The organism is Paenibacillus sp. SAF-068 (assembly GCF_051967555.1).
GTDB lineage: Bacteria > Bacillota > Bacilli > Paenibacillales > Paenibacillaceae > Paenibacillus.
This window is the reverse complement of the sequence record NZ_JBQCJX010000001.1, coordinates 2,264,875-2,282,502: the sequence shown is the minus strand read 5'-3', so window position 1 is coordinate 2,282,502 and position 17,628 is coordinate 2,264,875. Positions and strand designations below refer to the sequence as shown.

Genomic DNA, 17,628 nt, shown 5'->3' with positions numbered 1-17,628 from the left:
CCTCCAACATGGACCATTTTTAAATATTTTACCATTAAACGAACTCTTGCGAAGGAGTCTAGCGAACCTTTTGTTGGCGAGAATCCTATATAAGTTTAAATTAGCGAACAAAAAAGACTAAAGAACGGCTAACTGACGATACTATCAGTGACCATTCTTTAGCCTGTTCTGAAGTACGACTGACACCATGAGCAGGACTCTTCTTACATTTTCACGCCCCGGTGTCCCCAATCATTTGTCGTTCAATTTGCTTCATTTCATAAAAATATCCTTTTTGCTCCATCAGCTCGGAGAAAGAACCGGACTCCACAATCTTGCCTTGGTCCATGACAACAATGCGATCCATCTCTTCCAATCCGGTCAGCCGGTGACAGATTAGAAGCAGTGTATCTTCGGATGCCTGCGCCATAAGCTGCTGTAATACACGTTGCTCTGTGACGTAATCCAGAGAAGAAGTCGGTTCGTCCAGCAGCCATAAACGTCCGTTGCGCAACATGGCGCGTGCAAGAGCCAGCCGCTGCTTCTCGCCATCCGACAGGTTCTCCCCTTTTTCATACACCATGTCAGTCAACAACTTATTCGTCAGTTGTACTTTATCCAGAACAGCCAGCAGTTGTTCATCCGTATGTTCTTCTCCACTCAGCAGCAGGTTATCCCGAATGGTTCCCCGGAAGAAGTGACTTTGCTGCAACACAACATTCGCCCGTTGCCATATACTCTCCTCATTCAGATCCTGCACCGAAACATCGTTTAAACGTACATCACCAGACGTTGGTGTTCGCAGCTTGAGTAGCACATCGATAATCGTTGACTTGCCTGACCCGCTCGGCCCAACAATCGCTGTTTTGGAGCCTGCAGCAAGTTGCAGGGATAACTCCTTTAGTGCCGGTCTCCATTCCCCTTCATATTGAAAAGTAACATGAGATAACTCGATCGAAACCGTATGATCGGCTGACACTTCACCGCTTGGCTGTACAAGTTGCACATCGGAGGTCGGCACCGTTTCCGACAGTCGCTGAGCTGCATGTTCGCTATCTTGCTTATATAGAGGTAATATTGCCATTGCCGCAGCTTCTTCGAACACGGTCTGCGTAGCCAGGATCAGCATGGCGAGGAATACACCGGCGAACACTCCATTCATAATTAAAGAAGCACTCAGTGCCAGCACTCCCCATGTCACGAGATATGTCACAAAAACGTGCATGGACTGCCCTCGCAGCAAGTGCGAAGCGGCTTGTTTCTGTTCTATTGCCAATGCAGCGGAAGCCTGCTGAAGCTGTTGCTCACGTTGTTCCAATTGACCGTATACTTTCAGGTCCCGGAAACCATACAACACTTCGGTTACTTCCGTGGACAGCAAAGCCCGTTGCTGGCGGACACGTCCGTGTATTTTTCGCTGACCCAACAAGACAATGCCTGGTACAACAAATGCCGTGATCAGCATGCCGAGTACCAGCAAACACGCTATCCAGATTGAAAAAGCCGAAGTGAACAACATGGTAGCCAAAAACACCATAACAACAATGATCGGTGGATATGCGACGCGCAAAAAGTAATTTTGCAAACTTTCCACATCACCCACGATCCGCGCAAGCAGATCTCCGCTTCGGTTTTTGTTCAAGATACCCGGCGTTATCGGAATGAGTTTGGCAAAAAAGGATGTCCGCAAACGGCTTAGCATGGAGAACGTCGCCCTATGGGAATACAAACGTTCTGCATAACGACTCGCCGCTCGAAGAAAACCGAGCAGTTTAACCATCGAGGTGAGCACAATTAAGGTGTATAGCGGAGGCGCAAATACCGTTTGCGAGATCATGTATCCACTCGCGGAAAAGAGCGCTACCCCTGCTATGCCGGCGATGAATCCGCCCAAAATCGAAAACAAGATATCCTTGCGCTCCTGAATCATCGCTTTCGATAGTATCGTCAGCTCATTCATGCTAACCCTCCTTTTCGCCCAACATCCACCATCTCGGCATATTGAGGCAAGCGGACAAGAAGCTCGTGGTGAGGTCCTGAATCCACCAACAGCCCATTGTCCATAAACAAAATGTTGTCTGCATGTTGAATCGTATATAAACGGTGTGCCACCGTAATCATCGTGGCCGTTTTGGCTAATAACGCAATGGATTGTTGCAGTACCCGCTCCGTGTGCAGATCCAGTCCAACAGTGGGTTCGTCGAACAAAATAACGGCTGGTTTCTTCAGAAAAGCACGTGCCAAGGCAAGTCGCTGCTTTTCCCCACCAGATAGCCCCCGACCACCCTCTCCAACAAAGGTATCCAATCCCTGTTCCAATTGAGCGACAACGCCAGCTAGTCCTGCTTCCTCTGCCGCCTGTTCTATTTCAGCTCTGGAGACGTTTCGACCTGCACCAATCGAGATATTTTCTGCAAAGGTACCTGCAAAAATATACGGATGCTGTGTAATATAGCTAACATCCTCAAACCATGCAGTTTCATCATGCTGCGATAGCTTGCTTCCGTTAACCAGAACTGCTCCCGAATCTGGTTTCAGCAAACCGGCAATGAGATGAAGCAGCGTGGTTTTACCTGAACCGCTTTTGCCTACAATAGCGATCTGTTCTCCCGGTCCAATCGAGACCTGTCCAGTCTCAAGTCCAAAGGAATCCGATGCATACTGGAACCGGACATGCTCCAGTTCAATGGATGGTGGCATCGGAATCAATTCAGCACGAGCTTTGCGGAGTTCTTCTGCATGTGCTGTTACATCGACATCGGTTAATTCACTTTGATCGGAACCTTCTTCAAGCTTCGTTGGCGTGCTCATGATATTGGTTTCCTTAAGCATCTCTTCCACCTTGCGAATGGCCCCCATGCTGGTTCGTCCGCTGTGAAAAGCTGTTCCCGTATTCTTCAACAGACTGTAAAATTCAGGGACGAGTAACAACACGAGAAAGGCCGTATGAAAGGTCATCGATTTGAACACAAGTAACTGAATAGCCAGTTCAAGCGCCACAATACCGATGCTTAACATGACGATCGATTCCAGCATAAACGTATTTGTAAAGGCAATCTTCAAAATGCCCATGGTGGCATCACGATACCCCAGACTGCTGCGTTCAATCTCCTGCTGCTGACGTTTAGCCCGTCCGAATATTTTCAACGTAACCAGCCCTTGAAGCGAATCCAGAAATGTACCGGAAAACTCAGCCAGCTGCGCGTATTTCTCCTCGGATTTGTTCTTGGTCTTGAGTCCCACCAAAATCATGAAGAGCGGGATAAACGGCGCTGTAAACAGCATGATGTAGCCTGTATTGGCGTGCTGCGTAAACGTAACGATCAGAATCAGTATCGGGATCATCGCAGCTTCCATCATACGCGGCATGTACTGACTGAAATAACTGTCGGCTTCATCCACAGCATCCAGCGCAATGCTGACCTTTCCTCCAGTCTGTCCATGAAGGGTTGAAGGCATGGAAGCGCGGGTCAGATTCCGCAACACCAACGCTCGCATATTTGTCTTGGCATGGGCTGCCATATGCAAGCCCACTTTCCCGTTACCATACGTCAACAGTGTGCGTACAGCCATAACAGCTAGCAATAGTCCAAGCAACAGCATCACTGATGAGAAGGAAGCTCCCTCTACAAAGATTCGCTGCACTGCTTCGGCCACCAATGTGGCCTGGCTCACAATAGCTACACCCAATGCCAGCGAGATGATCGCAAGGAGAAGCCTGTTTTTTCGTTGTAAAGACATTTGCTGCGAGATCAGATTGGATTTGGCTTTCCTCTTCACAGAATGCTCCTCCTTTATTTTTTCCCTTTCACATAATCCGCATCAAACAGAAACAGTTTGAAGACCAGAATAAGTGATGGAATTAACAGGCACAGACCTCCGATAAACACAACGACGAGTGCGAACCCCATCGCTGGTGGTGTGGCGCTGCTCTGAATGGTGATGAATGGATCAAGAATATAAGGATATTGTCCAATCCCGTATGCAAAAAAGGCTGTGAAAAATTGCAGCATGATGCAGATAAAAGCTAATCCGTAGCGGCGTCCGTTATACAACAGCCACATGGCAATCATGAAAAATGCAACGGATAGCGCCAGTAACCACCATAAATCCATCATATTTTGAAAATGACGCTCATTGTGTTGACCCAAATATATAAATGCAGTCAGCGCGAGAATAATGGTCGGTGTACTCCAGAACAGAGCATAGTTACGCATCAGTTTTAATGCCGCATGATCCTCTGCCCGAGAAGCGTAAAATGTAAGAAATGATCCGCTAATGAACAATACGGATACGATGGCGAGTCCAACGATGCTCCATGATAATGGATTCGTAAACAGAGCCCAATAATCCAGGGAAACGCTGTCCCCCTGCTTTAGAATAAAGCCGCCTTCAGACAATGTCAGTGCCACTGACAACGACGCCGGAATAAGTAACCCTGTAGCTCCGTATAAAAACAGATATACGATGTTATTTTTGGAACCATAATTCTCGAAAGCATAGAACGACCCACGTATGGCAAGCAAAATGACGGCAATACTTCCCGGAACAAGCAGCGCGGAACCATAATAATAGGCCGTATCTGGAAAGAATCCGACGATACCAATATAGAAAAAGACAAAGAATACGTTGGTGATCTCCCAGACCGGTGATAGATAACGGGAGATCAGACGATTAATCAGGTGATCCTGCTTCGTCAGGCGTGCATAAAAGGCGAAAAAACCTGCTCCAAAATCAATGGAAGCTACAATAAGATAGCCGTACAAGAACAGCCAGAGTACCGATATCCCAATTAACTCATAACTCATCAGCTTTTGTCCCCTTTCTCAGCTGATTGATCATGTTTCTCCTTCAACCATTTCTCCATCTCAAGCTCGGCTGGATTATTATTGAACAACCGTCTCAGCACGAGAACACAGATGACGCCGAGCACGATGTACAGAAGCAAGAAGACGAAAAATAAAATTCTTACACTCGGCGAAGAAGTAGCGGCCTCTTCTACGCGCATATAACCTCGAATGATCCATGGCTGCCGACCGATCTCTGCATAGAACCAACCCATCTCAACGGCCAGAAAAGCGAGCGGTGCACTGAGCGCAACCATACGAAGCATCCACTTGTTAAACTGATTTCGTTTCTTCCAGAACACAAACAGGAAGTACAGACTGGATATAGCGAGTAGAGCGAAACCTATTCCAGCCATCAGATCAAACAAGTAGTGCACAAGTAATGGCGGGTGCTCATCAGGCGGAAATTCGTTCAGCCCGGTTACCTCAGCGTTAAAGTCTCCAAAGGCAAGGAAACTGAGTACTTTCGGCAAATGGAGGGCTCCTATAATTTCATGTTCTGCATTCAGCCATCCCAATAAAATTAAGTCCGCGCCGCTTTCCGTCTCGAAATGCCACTCGGCAGCTGCGAGTTTCTCCGGCTGATGCTCAGCCAAAAACTTGGCAGATACATCTCCCGCGAGGGAATTTAATAAACTGAATACCAGAACAACCGCCATCATCAGGTTTAAGCCTTTCTTGTGATAGGCCGACACGCCTTTTCTCAGCATCGCAAAGGCTGCAATTCCTGCTAACAGAGCAGCTCCTGTCAGATAGGCCGAGCTTAGCACGTGGAACACCTTGGAGAACGTCGCCGTATTCAGCATTGCTTGCACGGGATTCACTGCCATGAATTGCCCTGCTTCCATGACAAAACCTTCAGGCTGGTTCATGAATCCGTTCACTGTTGTAATAAAAACAGCAGACATGCCTGCCCCGGCAACAACCGGTATAGTCAGCAACCAGTGGATATAGGGATTTTTGAACCGATCCCACGTGTACAAGTAGATACCCAGGAAGATCGCTTCAAAAAAGAACGCGAACACTTCCATAAATAGGGGCAGTGCAATGACATTTCCGGCCAGTTTCATAAAATTCGGCCATACCAGGGCCAACTGCAGTGATATGGCGGTACCTGTCACGACACCCACCGCCACAGAAATGACAAACCCTCTGGACCACCTCTTCGCCATAAGTATGTAGTGGTGATCCTTCTTCCGAATACCGATGAATTCTGCGATAGCGATCATCAAAGGTACACCGACACCCAGCGTTGCAAAAATAACGTGGAACCCGAGTGTCAAGCCAGTCACCAGTCTGCTCCATAACACCGTATCAATAGCCATTCGTGATACTGTCTCCCTTCAAACTCAGTTCAAATTTCGAAACATTCAATATCAGCTTCTGCCAAGCTCAATGCAAAGTTGCGAAAAATTTCACAAAGTTAGATATGACGATATCTTGCCACACCTTTAATGTGTTTACTCCTGCTCGCTCCCGTTTAAAATGAACCTTGCATGCTTAGTGAAATCTGATATTGATGCACTTAAAGTACTAACCAAGCCTATTAATCAAAATTATTATATCTTTATTTTTTACTAATTCAATCCATGACACGTGTTCTACCCTAAACGTTCAAGAAAGGATCAACTCTTTCTGACAACTTGGTGAAAAACAAAAAAAACACCCAATGGAGCTATTGATTCATTGGGTGCAACCGTGCTATTGCACGGCAATTTGCTTTATTACTTGCTGACTTGTTCGGGACTCACCGCACCAGCCTCGCTGCGCACGCTCATAATGATCAATGATGCAGCTAATACCGTAAGGATGATTCCCAGCACCTGAAATCCTGTCACATTGAATGTATCTCCCATGACCATCCCAATCAATAGCGACGATAAGATGGTCCCCAGGTAGCGTGATGTATTAAAAATACCGGATGCGACACCAATCATTTCTTTGGGTGTGCTTTTGAACAGAGCTGCTTGCATGCCAACGGCGTTTAAGCCATTACTTATCCCAAATAAAGCTAAGGTAACAATGACAATGAACATTGGAGAAGTTTCATTCATGACGGCGATCAATATAGACCCGAATGTCATTAAGGAAGCTGATACGATCAGAGCTGGCCGTGATTCTGATCTGTCAATCCAGCGCCCTGCGATCGGGGCTATAATGACTGAACATAATCCCAAAGCCAGCATACTTATTCCTGTATGAACTTCATTGAGATGACGTACCTGCTTCAAATACGTGGGAACCCCAAAAAAAAGTGCGTAAAAAAGGATGTTCACCAACATGTATTGCATATTCACCCACGTCATCTCGGGATATGTGGCAAATGTTCGCAGAGGAATGAAAGGCGTGGCCGCTTTTAATTCATGTCGGATGAACATAACGAGTGCGAATATACCGATCCCTCCTGTCAGCAGATGCCAAGTTGAACGATCTCCTGTGGAATTCAATGAAAACAAACCAACAAGTAGAGTCACCAAGGCTACCATGAACAACAGGATGCCTGGTGCATCAATTAACATAAGCCATTGCCGAATGGACATATGTCCAGAGACCGATGGGGATAACTCGTCCTTCGGAATTGTTTTCCATGCGAACAAAAAACTTGCCATCACAAACGGAATATTAACGATGAATATACTGTGCCAGTCCCACCAATGAATCAATACTCCACCAATAAAGGGCCCGATTGCAGCTGCTCCGGAAAGAAAAATCGCCAAAATGGACAGTGCGGATGCTTGCTTGTCAGTCACGTTAATTCTTACAATCGCCATTCCTACGGCCACCATCATGCTTGTGCCAATCGATTGAATAATCCGAAATACGATAAGCCACGAAAAGCTCGAAGACCACGGAGCAAGCATGGATGATACGAAAACAATAACAAGACCCATCAGGAAGATCTTCCTGCGACCAAACAGATCACTACACCTGCCCATGACGGGTTGAGCAACAGCACTGGCAATGTAGAACGATAAAATAATCCACGAAACGGCTGTAAAATCAAGAAGATATACTTGTTGTAGCCTGGAGATAGCCACAGAAATCATGGAGGAATTCAACGGATTCAACATAATTCCGAGTCCAACAGCTAACATTAATCCTTTATTTCGAACGTTCATGGGGTATCACTCCTTCATCTGCTGTCATTTTACTCGAAAACATTTATTCATTCCAACGCATTGTATGTTATGATTTGATGAACTAGAAGGAATGAAGGGATGGTGCCAATGGAGCTTCTTCAACTAAAATATTTCCTGACGGTGGCACGATGCGAGCATGTTACCGAAGCCGCAGGCAAGCTGCATGTCACGCAATCCTCCCTGAGCAAAACGATACAACGATTAGAGGACGACCTGGGAGTCCCTTTATTTGATCGAATCGGGAGAAAGCTGAGACTAAATGACTTTGGACGAACATTTCTTCACCGAACTGAAAAGGCCTTATTTGAATTGGAACAGGGACAGCGGGAGATTGGCGACCTCTCCAACCCGGATCGCGGGACACTGCAATTGGCGGTGACTACGGCAAGCACTTTGCCAGGAATACTGCGGGAGTTTCGAAAAAGTAAGCCAGACATTCAGTTCCATGTGCAAATGGTTTCGTTAGAAAACATGTCCAGGCTTCTACATCGGGGCGAGGTGGATTTTTGTCTCTCTTCCCCTCCGATTCAAGGTGAAGATATCGAATGTCAGATACTATACGATGATCCGATCGTAGTCGCTGTTCCTATGAGTCATCGATATGCAAACCGAAGCAGCATTCAATTAGCTGATCTTCAGGATGAGTGGTTTGTTGGGGTCAAGCAAGGCTATGGTGTTCGGGATATGGTTGATTCCACTTGTCAATCTGTTGGTTTTGTACCTAAATATGTATATGAAGGTGATGAGCCTGCAAGATTAACAGCCCTTGTTGAAGCGGAGATCGGTCTTGCGTTTATACCCAGCACAGCCAGAAACCCGCATGAGCGCATTAAATACCTTCAGGTAGAGGAACACAGACTCGTTCGGGAGATCGCTCTACTTTCACACAAAAACAGGTATATTTCAAAAGCAGCTTTGGAGTTTCGCAACGTGGTTATGAACTATTTCGGTGCTATGACTTGAGGGAAAATTTAATCCAGAGGAGTTGTTATTACTTTTGAACTTAAAAGCAGAAAAATTTAATTATATTGCAGAGACAGAACGATTAGTAATCAGACCATTACAGAAGGACGATTATGCGAATTGGTTGAATGAATTTGAAGGCCGCTTGCCCTCCCAGCACCGTCATGATAAAGGGAAAATGGACATGCGTGAATGTACACCGGATTGGTTTCATGATCTGGTGGATCGACACCAGGAGTTAGCGCGTACAGATGCCGTTTATGTATTTGGTGTCTTTAGAAAAGAAGATGGTACGCATCTGGGTATGATTGATATTGCAACCTTGGCAAGAGATGACTTTCAATGGGGGAGCTTCGGATATACCATCCATAATCAGCATTGGCGAAAAGGATATGGCAAAGAAGCAGTGAATGCGGCCCTTTATATTGCATTTAATCATCTGAATTTCCACCGAATAGAAGCCCATATTAATCTGGACAACACCCCTTCTGTAAAGTTAGCTGAAAGCGTTGGTATGGAATTTGAATGTGTGCGTAAAGGTTTCATACACGAAAATGATGAGTGGACAGATCATTTGGTCTATTATAAAAATTCTAATTGACCTTCTCGCACCTACAATCAAAAGAGCGGACAAAGCACACTTGCGTGCCCTGTTCGCTCTTCTCCATTCATTCGTATGGCAGTGTTCACCTTACTCGCCCAGGCTGTTCCAGAACGCTTGAAACGCACCTTTCTCAACTTCAAGGAATGCCGGTACATTACCGTAACGAACCAGACCTTCACCGAACAGAACCAATGGGACTTGCGTTGTATCTTTCAGCGTGAGGTAGATGATCTTGCGATCTTCCTTGCCGTAGAGGTTCTCTTCCAATTCCGGACTCGTTGCAATCGGTTTGGCCGCATTTAGCGATGCGATAAAGCTGTTCATTGCTTCATCCGTTGCTAACGGTTGAAGCTGTTGCAATCCGTTGTTCCAGCTTTCAAACGTCTCCCATTGCCCTGTAACAATATTTCCTTCGAGATGAAGCTTGCCAATCAAGTCGGCGCCGCTACCGATGCTGATTCCGTTGTTCTTGTCGAATAGTTGAGCATACACCTGACCATCGATCTCGGTGTAAGACATGATGCGGAAGTCCTTATCGTAGCCATTGACCGCATAGATGTCTGCTTCTCCAATGTTGGAAGCAAGCTCCGTGTATTTATCCTGACCACTCAGCTCATCGATGCCGCCAGTTGTTGTGCCAAGCTTCTCACCACGCAGGTTGAGTGCATTTGCACCTTCAAGCAATGTTGGGGATTGTGTATAGACGTTCCCTCCATACACAACCAGTTGCATCATATCTGCCATCGCGCCTTTACCCTGTGAATCCGGCAACTCCATCTTTGGAATCACAATCGGATCAAACGACGCGCCCGGACTCACCTCTGCCACCTGAGGAGTTGGTGCGGCGGGTCCATTGAATTGTTGCCATACACTCGGCGCAGCCAAGCCAATGCTGGCGGCGATAACAACACTTGCTGCAATGTATAATGGTTTGCGTTGACGTTTTGGCCCCTGATGTTGCGTATTCAAAGCTTGCTCTACCCGTTTTTTCATTTGTTCGTTTGTTTTCATATGATCCACCGCTTTCTTGTAGTTTTGTTTGAATTGTTCTTCGTTCATTCCAGTTCCTCTCCTTTCAGCTCCAGCTTTAACAGCTCTCTTCCTCGCTTTAATCTCATCTTCACCGCTGACTCGCTAATCTCCAGAATCTCGCTGATTTCTCGAATTGCATAATCTTCGTAATAATACAGATGAACCACCGATCTATACTTGAGGGGCAGTGACAGCACGAGTTCGATCAGCGCGTGATCTTCCGGGTTGTCCGTTGTAAGAGCATCGACCCCCTCCAGCTTGACCTCCCGTTTGCGCCAGCCTCTGCCTAATAAGGATTTGCAATGATTGGTGATGACCCGAATCAACCATGCTTTTTGATGCTCTGCATCGTTGAATGTAGGGGCTTTTTCTATTAGTTTGATGAAGGTATCCTGAGTGGCTTCCTCCGCGTCTTCCCGTCTGCCAAGGTGCACCATGGCAATCCGGAACAGTGTATCCGCGTATGTCTCGTAGACTTTCATCACATGATCGCCCAGCTGGGGCACTGATCGCTGCATGGTTGTTATGCCCTCCTTTATACCTCTAACACTCCTAAGGACGGCATTTGGTCACATTTTGTTTTGAATTTTTTTTAATTGTCCATTTTATTTAAAAAGCAAAAAAAGAAAGCAGCTCCATGGATAGAGTCGCTTTCTTCATCTTCGTCTTTATCTTGTTTTAAATCGTATATCGTTTCCCCGACTAGAACTTCTTCTGTAAAAGCTCAATATTATCTTCCAAGCTGCTATCCAGCTCAACGCCTACTTTCTGCAGTTTGTTTTGGTAATATGTCTTCACATCATCCCATTTATAGTATGGATAGGTCTTTGTTTCGATCGGGAACGCGATTTCTTCTTCATTTCTAAGCATCTTTACGAGAACATCCTTACCATTGGAGTACAAAATCCATTGGATGTTTGCTCCCATCGGTGAAATAACCGAACCATTCCAGTTTTGGGTCACATCCTGCGGTTTATCGATACTCACATTAGCTCCGGCGATATCCAGGAACGAAGATAGTGGAATGATGGTTTCTGCGTGAGCAAAACGAAATATACCAGCCGTGTCTTTCTGCTGAATGGACTGTTCGGTAGACACGATCAATTCTTTGACCAGGGGTGCAATGATATTCTGCGGCAGATCTGTTGAAGTTAAGGATGGACCTTTTTCGTAGAAGTCATTGATATTATCAATGCTCTCGTACCATTTTAACTGATTGGTCGTAAAATACCGCCCGAATTCGAAGTCACCTTCTCCTTTTATATTCGAAGATATAATGTACAGTTCGTATAAATTAGAAGCCGCTTCGGTTGGGTTGCTCAGTTTCACTTTTCCTTTCTCATCCTTCAGCTCGAACTCTCCCGAATTCAATCTCTTGTAGAAGTCTTCAGTGAAAAATTGCAAAAGGACATCTTTTGCATAACGCGTTCCCGTGCTCTGTGTGACATAATCCTCGTATAACTTAACCCAGTCTCCATCTTCAACGTATTCATTATACTTTGTCGCTAGATCGTAAGGCCGCAGATAAGGATCTTTCCCTTCTTCAAAGGCTGAAGCCAGAATGTCCACCTTGTTATCTCCCAAGCTTTCCTCTAATCCGTCAATAAACTGATCTCTGCTTTGAGGCGTTCGATCTTTGAAGGTGGCCTGCGCAATTACTTTTTTATCTGATGTAAACAGTTCTTTGTAATTCTGTCCGACTCTGGTTCCTATTCCTTTCAGCTCTTCTCCACCTGTAGTGGATAACAAGCCATAATGATCTTTTTCAACCTTCATCAGTTTGCCAATCTCTTTCTTCAGCTCTTTACCCAGATTGGTAGCCTGCCCATCTTTTTCAGCGATGTCGAGCAGTTCATAGAGCGTCTTGTCGTACTTGGAACTGGATAGATGTCTGGAACCATGTCTCCCTATGTAGTTAATAAATACGGGCTCATATCCATCAGGAGCTTTGGTATAATTTGTTTCCTTAAAAGGATATGGCGTTTTGGTACCGCGGTATCCCTGCTTCTCGTTGATTTTTTGTCCGACAAAGACCGATTGGGTGTTATTATCCCAGTCTACTTCTTGTCCCAAAGCTTCCCCTATCGCTCTTGCAGGCACATAAGTGACCCCATTGTAGAGAAATGATTCGCCCTCCACCTTTTGTCCGTTCACGACTACATTAGCCGATTGTTCAGAAACTTCGATCATGCGTTTGGAGCCTGCACCATATACGTCAAACATACTTACAGACGTTAGCATGGTGAGCGATACTACAGAAATTCCGATTTTTTTGATCATCATATTGATTATTCTTCTCCTTAGTCTGCCTGATATTGGTTTATTTTCGCTCATCATACTATAGGTGAGAAGTGTCTGCGCTGTATCAACCCTTTGTTAATTAAATGTAAAGGAATACATATAAATATTGACGTAAAATCGCATAAACGAAAAAAAGAGCCGCTCCTTAGCGACTCTTAATCTTAATCTGCATTACAGCCTATCATGATCCGATACATATGAACAAATTCGTTATCATAACGTCCTATATATTTTTATATCGACTCCGGACTCCGTCGAATGACCTTCTCCAACTAACGTTTCACTTTTCAAAAAAGATAATGCCTTGCTATCCGTAATCATTTTGGGAGAAGTGTGAAATAAAGCAGTTTCTAGCGTTTTATCGATGTTTCCGTTGTTTTCGATATAAATTTTGCAGGCATGTCCTGTGTAGTCCTTGCCTTGAATCATGTATCTTGCCGATAGCGTATGCGGTTCGCCATTCTTCCCGATGATCTGTGTATCCACTCCTCCACCCAGCACAATTCCCTCAAAGTACTTTCCGGTTACGCTGCCTGTAAAGGTAATCATGACAACCGAATCATCTTCGTTATTCTGTAAATCAAATGATCTCTCAATGTTCACATGTACTGTAAACAATTCCTCTAATTTCACGCGTTTCCACCTCCACTCTGCTCCTGATATGTTAACAGCAAATCACTGCTTACAGAAAATCCGGTGGGTCTGATGAGTTCTAACATTAGTTCTTTCCATCGCCTCTCGGGTATGTCGGTAAAGCAAAACACATGCTGCTCCCCAGGTGATAAATCCGGGATCAGTTCAGTCATGACATCCCCCAGCGGGTCAACCAGTTTCAGCGTGTAACCCGATATCCGATAACATGGAATGTCATTCCGGTTCTTCACGGCGACTACAACTTGGGACTCCTCCTTCTTCAGCTCCACGTTGACGTTAATTGGTGAAGCTAATTGGCGTAAAGCTTCATAAGAAGGCTTTGGCGTGCCATCTAAACTCATGGAACCATGCACCCTTTGGCGCAACCTGCCCTCGCCTTCCTCTCCCATTTGCGTTCGATAATCGTTTAGGCTGAAGTATATGAGTGCTGCAATAGCAGGATGCTTACGGTATTCCCTTGTGTTTTCCACCAGGATCTGTGTACGACGATCATCCCCGCCCTCATAAGCAGGCTCACATAGTCCATATTCAGCTACCACAAGAGGTTTATTTGGGAAACTCCTGGTGATATTCCTAATAATTTCCGGCCTGTTCAGATCACCGTGCCATGTTCCGATATAATCGTTCCACATCACAATATCGCCTACACCTGTGGCATCCTGAGCGGGATCTTCATGCACAGTATTGGACACATAATTAATAAATCTCGTGTCATCGAGTTCGTGCACCCGTGTTTTGAGCTCCGCAAAATATTGAACCGTAACAGCCGACTGTCCGTTCACCTCGTTCCCGATACCCCATGCATAGATACACGGATGATTGTAATGACGATGAACCATTTCTTGGGCGTGCTTTATTGAAATGTTCAACCACTCATTATCCGGATCTTGTGGTGTCTGCCAATGTGGAATCTCCTCTTGCACCAACAAACCGTTACGGTCACACCATTCAAGCAACTTGCTGTCCTGCTGCCAGTGAAAGCGGGTAATTACACAATTCGCGTGTTTTATATGATGAAGCATCTCTTCCAACTGCGCTACCGATTCCGCCATGCCACTCATAGGGTTCGATCCGGGCATCCATTCCACCCCCATGAGACGAACCGGCTCACGGTTAAGCAACAATGTATTTCCTTCTGAGCGAATCTCTCTAAATCCTATTGCTATGGATACCTCGTCTGTAGGGACGCCATCCGCGTCTATAGCAATGGTTACCGTGTATAGATGGGGATGATCAAAATGCCATAACTTAAGGCCTTCCACCTTGATGTCCCGAAAGCTTAAGACTTTTTTATCGCCGGACAGTTCCCATTCATTCGAAGTCAACAACTCTCCTTCAGACGCAATCATCACTTTCAGTTGGACAGATGTACACTCAGACTCTTGTACTTGCTCCCACAAATAAATCTCACCAGATAACATGCCGTATGGAGGGCGAGTTCCATCCGTAACGTCCGTGAAGTAAGGGACAGCTTGAAGTTTGGAATAGTCTATTGCGGTACGACCGCTAATCACTAGCGATACACCACGAATAATTCCTCCGTCGTCTGCCCAATCAAAGCTATTGCCCAAGGGAAGAGCCGTTGAACTATTTTCATTATTCACAGATACCACGATTCGGTTGGTTGTATCAAAGTTAACTGCATCTGAGATCTCAATAATAAATGGAGTGTAACCCGATTGCGTATGTTCTCCTACACATTTACCGTTTACCCATACCACCGCGTCTCGATAAACTGCATCAAACTGTAAACGCAGCAATTTACCCTTCCATGCCGACGGAGCGTACACATCCTGACTATACCACCCTGTTCCGCGAAACTCCTCTAATCCATTTTGTGTGTTCCAAGTGTGGGGGATATTAATGATTTCGCCCAGCGGCGGACCTTGTTCATACCATTGTAGTTCCATGCCCTGATTCTCGGTATCTGCCTGAAACAACCATGATTCTTCCAATAAAACTACTGTTCTAGCACTCATTCTGATTCCTCACTTTCTCATGCTGTTTTTCAATATGATATCGAAGACTTCTCTGTAGGGCCATTCAACATCCGCTGAATGTCATGGACAATCTGGGGACAAAAAAAGATTTACATATCTCCATCAAACCATTTAAAATGGTTTACATACTGTAAAGGTTAACATGATGTAAATGAAGGAGATTATGACGTACATGAGTACATTACCAAAATCAATTCGCTTCCCACTGTTCATTCTGATGTTAAATCTGTTTATCGCTTTATTGGGGCAGGGCATGCTCATCCCCATATTGCCGGAGTATTTGAAGCTTTTTCATGCGGGAGGCACTGTCGCAGGATTTCTCGTAGCGGCATTTGGTGCCGCTCAATTCTTCTTTTCACCTCTGGGAGGACAATTGTCTGATCGATTTGGACGCAAAAAGTTGATCATGGCGGGTATGTTTCTGTCTGTTGTTTCAGATATCATATTTGCATTATCGACATCATTGCCGTTCCTCTATGTTGCACGATTTATCGGGGGAATCAGCCTCGGTTTAATGGTTCCTGCGAACCTTGCTTATGTCGCTGATATTACAACACCGGAGACTCGTGCGAAAGGCATGGGCTATTTCGGCGCAGCAATGAATTTGGGAATGGTTCTCGGACCTGGTCTTGGTGGGCTCATCGCCGAGATGGGTATTCGCATGCCCTATTTCTTTGCCGCTGGTCTGGGACTGATTGCGGCATTCATGACGCTGCTGCTGCCTGAGACACTTCCCCCGGAAAAAAGAACTGTCTCCATCCGACTTCAAAAGGGAGATCACCTGGGTAAGAAAATCTGGAGTTCGTTTAAAGTACCCTATTTTAAATACTTGCTTGTGCTGCTCGTTATGACCTTTGGCCTTATGAGTTATGAAACCGTATTCGCACTTTTTGCTGAACAAAAATATGGATTCAACGCTGCAACGATCTCCATCATTATTACCTTGGGCGCAATTATCGGTATCGTTGTGCAGATCTGGCTTTTGGACTGGTTCGTACAGAGAATTGGTGAAGTTAAGCTGATCCGTCTCTCCTTAATAATCACACCCATAGCTTTGTTGTTAATGTTAATTAAGGTCAACCTTGTCTTTCTGTTATTCGCTTCTGCGTTATTCTTTGCCTTTAATTCATTTTTGCGACCTTCGGTCAGCACGTTAATATCCAAAAATGCAGGAGATCGGCAAGGTTATGCATCAGGTCTAAATACGACATTTTCCAGTCTCGGAACGGTGATTGGCCCACTGATTGCAGGACTATTGTTTGACAAAAACATAAACTTCCCGTATATTTTTGGTGCAATTATGCTGCTCGCTTCTCTCGGACTTACCTTGAACGCATTTCGTTCAAAGAAAGGACAACGGTATGCAAGTGAATGAAAATTGGCATCAACAATTGGGAAATAAACATCGCGATGATTTGATCGCAGCAGGTAAGGAGCTTTTTTTGAAATATGGATTGCTCCAAGTGAAGATTAAGGATGTATGTACGAAAGCTGAACTTAGTAGAGTGACCTTTTATAAACATTTTCAGTCAATGGATGAGCTTCTTCTAGCCATTCAGATGCAACTGATTGAACATCTAACGGATGAGGTTAGCCGTGCATCGATGATGGACATGAACGGGCGAGAACAACTGAGGGTCATGTTGAATGCATGGATTGCTTATGCCCAGGATCATCCAGACTACATCCGGTTTATTCAATTATTTGATATCAACTATCAGATGTATGATTTTAGTCCTGAATTAAGAGAAGTGTATGATACGTTCAACCAGAACGGGAAAGAAAAGCATTTCCTGATGGGCGCTTTGTCCCAAGGCATGGTTGACGGCAGTATCAAGAATCCATCCCCTCCGCTCGATCTGGCTCAGTTTATCTTCACCACGATGATGGGCATGCTCCAGCGCATGGTAACCATTCGTGCTGCTCAGGATCATTCATTGGATATGCGGATGACGGAGCAATTTGTGAAGATGCTGCTCCATTTTGTGTGTAGCGAGGAACTACCTCAATGAGGGCATGGTAGATGGATCGGTAAAATCAACGTTTAGTTTAAAACAAAAAAGCGGATTCCGTATGCTGGAATCCGTCTTTTTGTTTTTCATTTAATG

At 45.2% G+C, this 17,628-nt stretch carries 14 protein-coding genes; 4 read left to right on the top strand and 10 right to left on the bottom strand.

Features of this window, described 5'->3' with window-relative positions; translation table 11 throughout:
* Positions 1-211: 211 nt before the first annotated feature.
* From cydC to ACTHPG_RS09935, 5 genes are all read right to left on the bottom strand, one after another.
* Positions 212-1,939 (bottom strand): thiol reductant ABC exporter subunit CydC, encoded by a 1,728-nt coding sequence (cydC, locus tag ACTHPG_RS09955; protein WP_440389036.1) that lies wholly within the window; start codon positions 1,937-1,939, stop codon positions 212-214.
* The gene (gene cydD / locus ACTHPG_RS09950) at positions 1,936-3,720 is read right to left on the bottom strand and encodes a thiol reductant ABC exporter subunit CydD (protein WP_440390209.1); all 1,785 of its coding nucleotides are present in this window, start codon (positions 3,718-3,720) and stop codon (positions 1,936-1,938) included. Before cydD ends, cydC begins: the two co-directional genes overlap by 4 nt.
* Before the next feature lie 53 nt (positions 3,721-3,773).
* Positions 3,774-4,787 carry a cytochrome d ubiquinol oxidase subunit II gene (locus ACTHPG_RS09945; RefSeq protein ID WP_440389035.1) on the bottom strand — a complete coding sequence of 338 codons (1,014 nt, stop codon included), beginning with the start codon at positions 4,785-4,787 and terminating at the stop codon, positions 3,774-3,776.
* Positions 4,787-6,151 (bottom strand): cytochrome ubiquinol oxidase subunit I, encoded by a 1,365-nt coding sequence (locus ACTHPG_RS09940; RefSeq protein WP_440389034.1) that lies wholly within the window; start codon positions 6,149-6,151, stop codon positions 4,787-4,789. The genes ACTHPG_RS09945 and ACTHPG_RS09940 overlap by 1 nt, the downstream gene beginning before the upstream one ends.
* A gap of 399 nt (positions 6,152-6,550) precedes the next feature.
* Entirely contained in the window at positions 6,551-7,945 is a 1,395-nt protein-coding gene (locus ACTHPG_RS09935; RefSeq protein ID WP_440389032.1) for an MFS transporter, read from the bottom strand.
* A 108-nt stretch (positions 7,946-8,053) separates the two neighbouring features.
* Between ACTHPG_RS09935 and ACTHPG_RS09930 the strand changes: the two genes are divergently transcribed.
* Positions 8,054-8,929 (top strand): LysR family transcriptional regulator, encoded by an 876-nt coding sequence (locus tag ACTHPG_RS09930; RefSeq protein ID WP_440390207.1) that lies wholly within the window; start codon positions 8,054-8,056, stop codon positions 8,927-8,929.
* A gap of 34 nt (positions 8,930-8,963) precedes the next feature.
* A complete protein-coding gene (locus ACTHPG_RS09925; protein WP_440389030.1) occupies positions 8,964-9,530 on the top strand; it encodes a GNAT family N-acetyltransferase in 567 nt (188 codons plus the stop codon).
* Positions 9,531-9,620: 90 nt separating this feature from the next.
* Here ACTHPG_RS09925 and ACTHPG_RS09920 read toward each other — a convergent pair whose 3' ends face one another.
* The 5 genes from ACTHPG_RS09920 to ACTHPG_RS09900 all read right to left on the bottom strand — a co-directional run bounded on the left by ACTHPG_RS09920 (position 9,621) and on the right by ACTHPG_RS09900 (position 15,499).
* Positions 9,621-10,592, bottom strand: coding sequence for a hypothetical protein (locus ACTHPG_RS09920; RefSeq protein WP_440389029.1), 972 nt, complete (start codon positions 10,590-10,592; stop codon positions 9,621-9,623).
* Positions 10,589-11,083 carry an RNA polymerase sigma factor gene (locus ACTHPG_RS09915; protein ID WP_440389028.1) on the bottom strand — a complete coding sequence of 165 codons (495 nt, stop codon included), beginning with the start codon at positions 11,081-11,083 and terminating at the stop codon, positions 10,589-10,591. Before ACTHPG_RS09915 ends, ACTHPG_RS09920 begins: the two co-directional genes overlap by 4 nt.
* A 184-nt stretch (positions 11,084-11,267) precedes the next feature.
* Positions 11,268-12,848, bottom strand: coding sequence for a histidine-type phosphatase (locus ACTHPG_RS09910; RefSeq protein WP_440389027.1), 1,581 nt, complete (start codon positions 12,846-12,848; stop codon positions 11,268-11,270).
* Between the two features lie 231 nt (positions 12,849-13,079).
* Entirely contained in the window at positions 13,080-13,499 is a 420-nt protein-coding gene (locus ACTHPG_RS09905; RefSeq protein ID WP_440389025.1) for a DUF3237 family protein, read from the bottom strand.
* A complete protein-coding gene (locus ACTHPG_RS09900) occupies positions 13,496-15,499 on the bottom strand; it encodes a glycoside hydrolase family 2 protein (protein WP_440389024.1) in 2,004 nt (667 codons plus the stop codon). Before ACTHPG_RS09900 ends, ACTHPG_RS09905 begins: the two co-directional genes overlap by 4 nt.
* Before the next feature lie 193 nt (positions 15,500-15,692).
* Here ACTHPG_RS09900 and ACTHPG_RS09895 point away from each other — a divergent pair, with 193 nt between their 5' ends.
* A complete protein-coding gene (locus ACTHPG_RS09895; RefSeq protein WP_440389022.1) occupies positions 15,693-16,895 on the top strand; it encodes an MFS transporter in 1,203 nt (400 codons plus the stop codon).
* The gene (locus ACTHPG_RS09890; protein WP_440389021.1) at positions 16,882-17,532 is read left to right on the top strand and encodes a TetR/AcrR family transcriptional regulator; all 651 of its coding nucleotides are present in this window, start codon (positions 16,882-16,884) and stop codon (positions 17,530-17,532) included. Before ACTHPG_RS09895 ends, ACTHPG_RS09890 begins: the two co-directional genes overlap by 14 nt.
* Positions 17,533-17,628 lie beyond the last annotated feature (96 nt).

Excerpts from the sequence above, each read along its gene's own strand:
- ACTHPG_RS09915 (WP_440389028.1), bottom strand. The coding sequence starts at position 11,083 with ATGCAGCGATCAGTGCCCCAGCTGGGCGATCATGTGATGAAAGTCTAC.
- ACTHPG_RS09940 (WP_440389034.1), bottom strand. The coding sequence starts at position 6,151 with ATGGCTATTGATACGGTGTTATGGAGCAGACTGGTGACTGGCTTGACA.
- cydD (WP_440390209.1), bottom strand. The coding sequence starts at position 3,720 with ATGTCTTTACAACGAAAAAACAGGCTTCTCCTTGCGATCATCTCGCTG.
- ACTHPG_RS09890 (WP_440389021.1), top strand. The coding sequence starts at position 16,882 with ATGCAAGTGAATGAAAATTGGCATCAACAATTGGGAAATAAACATCGC.
- ACTHPG_RS09920 (WP_440389029.1), bottom strand. The coding sequence starts at position 10,592 with ATGAACGAAGAACAATTCAAACAAAACTACAAGAAAGCGGTGGATCAT.
- ACTHPG_RS09895 (WP_440389022.1), top strand. The coding sequence starts at position 15,693 with ATGAGTACATTACCAAAATCAATTCGCTTCCCACTGTTCATTCTGATG.
- ACTHPG_RS09930 (WP_440390207.1), top strand. The coding sequence starts at position 8,054 with ATGGAGCTTCTTCAACTAAAATATTTCCTGACGGTGGCACGATGCGAG.
- ACTHPG_RS09900 (WP_440389024.1), bottom strand. The coding sequence starts at position 15,499 with ATGAGTGCTAGAACAGTAGTTTTATTGGAAGAATCATGGTTGTTTCAG.
- ACTHPG_RS09910 (WP_440389027.1), bottom strand. The coding sequence starts at position 12,848 with ATGATGATCAAAAAAATCGGAATTTCTGTAGTATCGCTCACCATGCTA.
- ACTHPG_RS09935 (WP_440389032.1), bottom strand. The coding sequence starts at position 7,945 with ATGAACGTTCGAAATAAAGGATTAATGTTAGCTGTTGGACTCGGAATT.
- ACTHPG_RS09945 (WP_440389035.1), bottom strand. The coding sequence starts at position 4,787 with ATGAGTTATGAGTTAATTGGGATATCGGTACTCTGGCTGTTCTTGTAC.
- cydC (WP_440389036.1), bottom strand. The coding sequence starts at position 1,939 with ATGAATGAGCTGACGATACTATCGAAAGCGATGATTCAGGAGCGCAAG.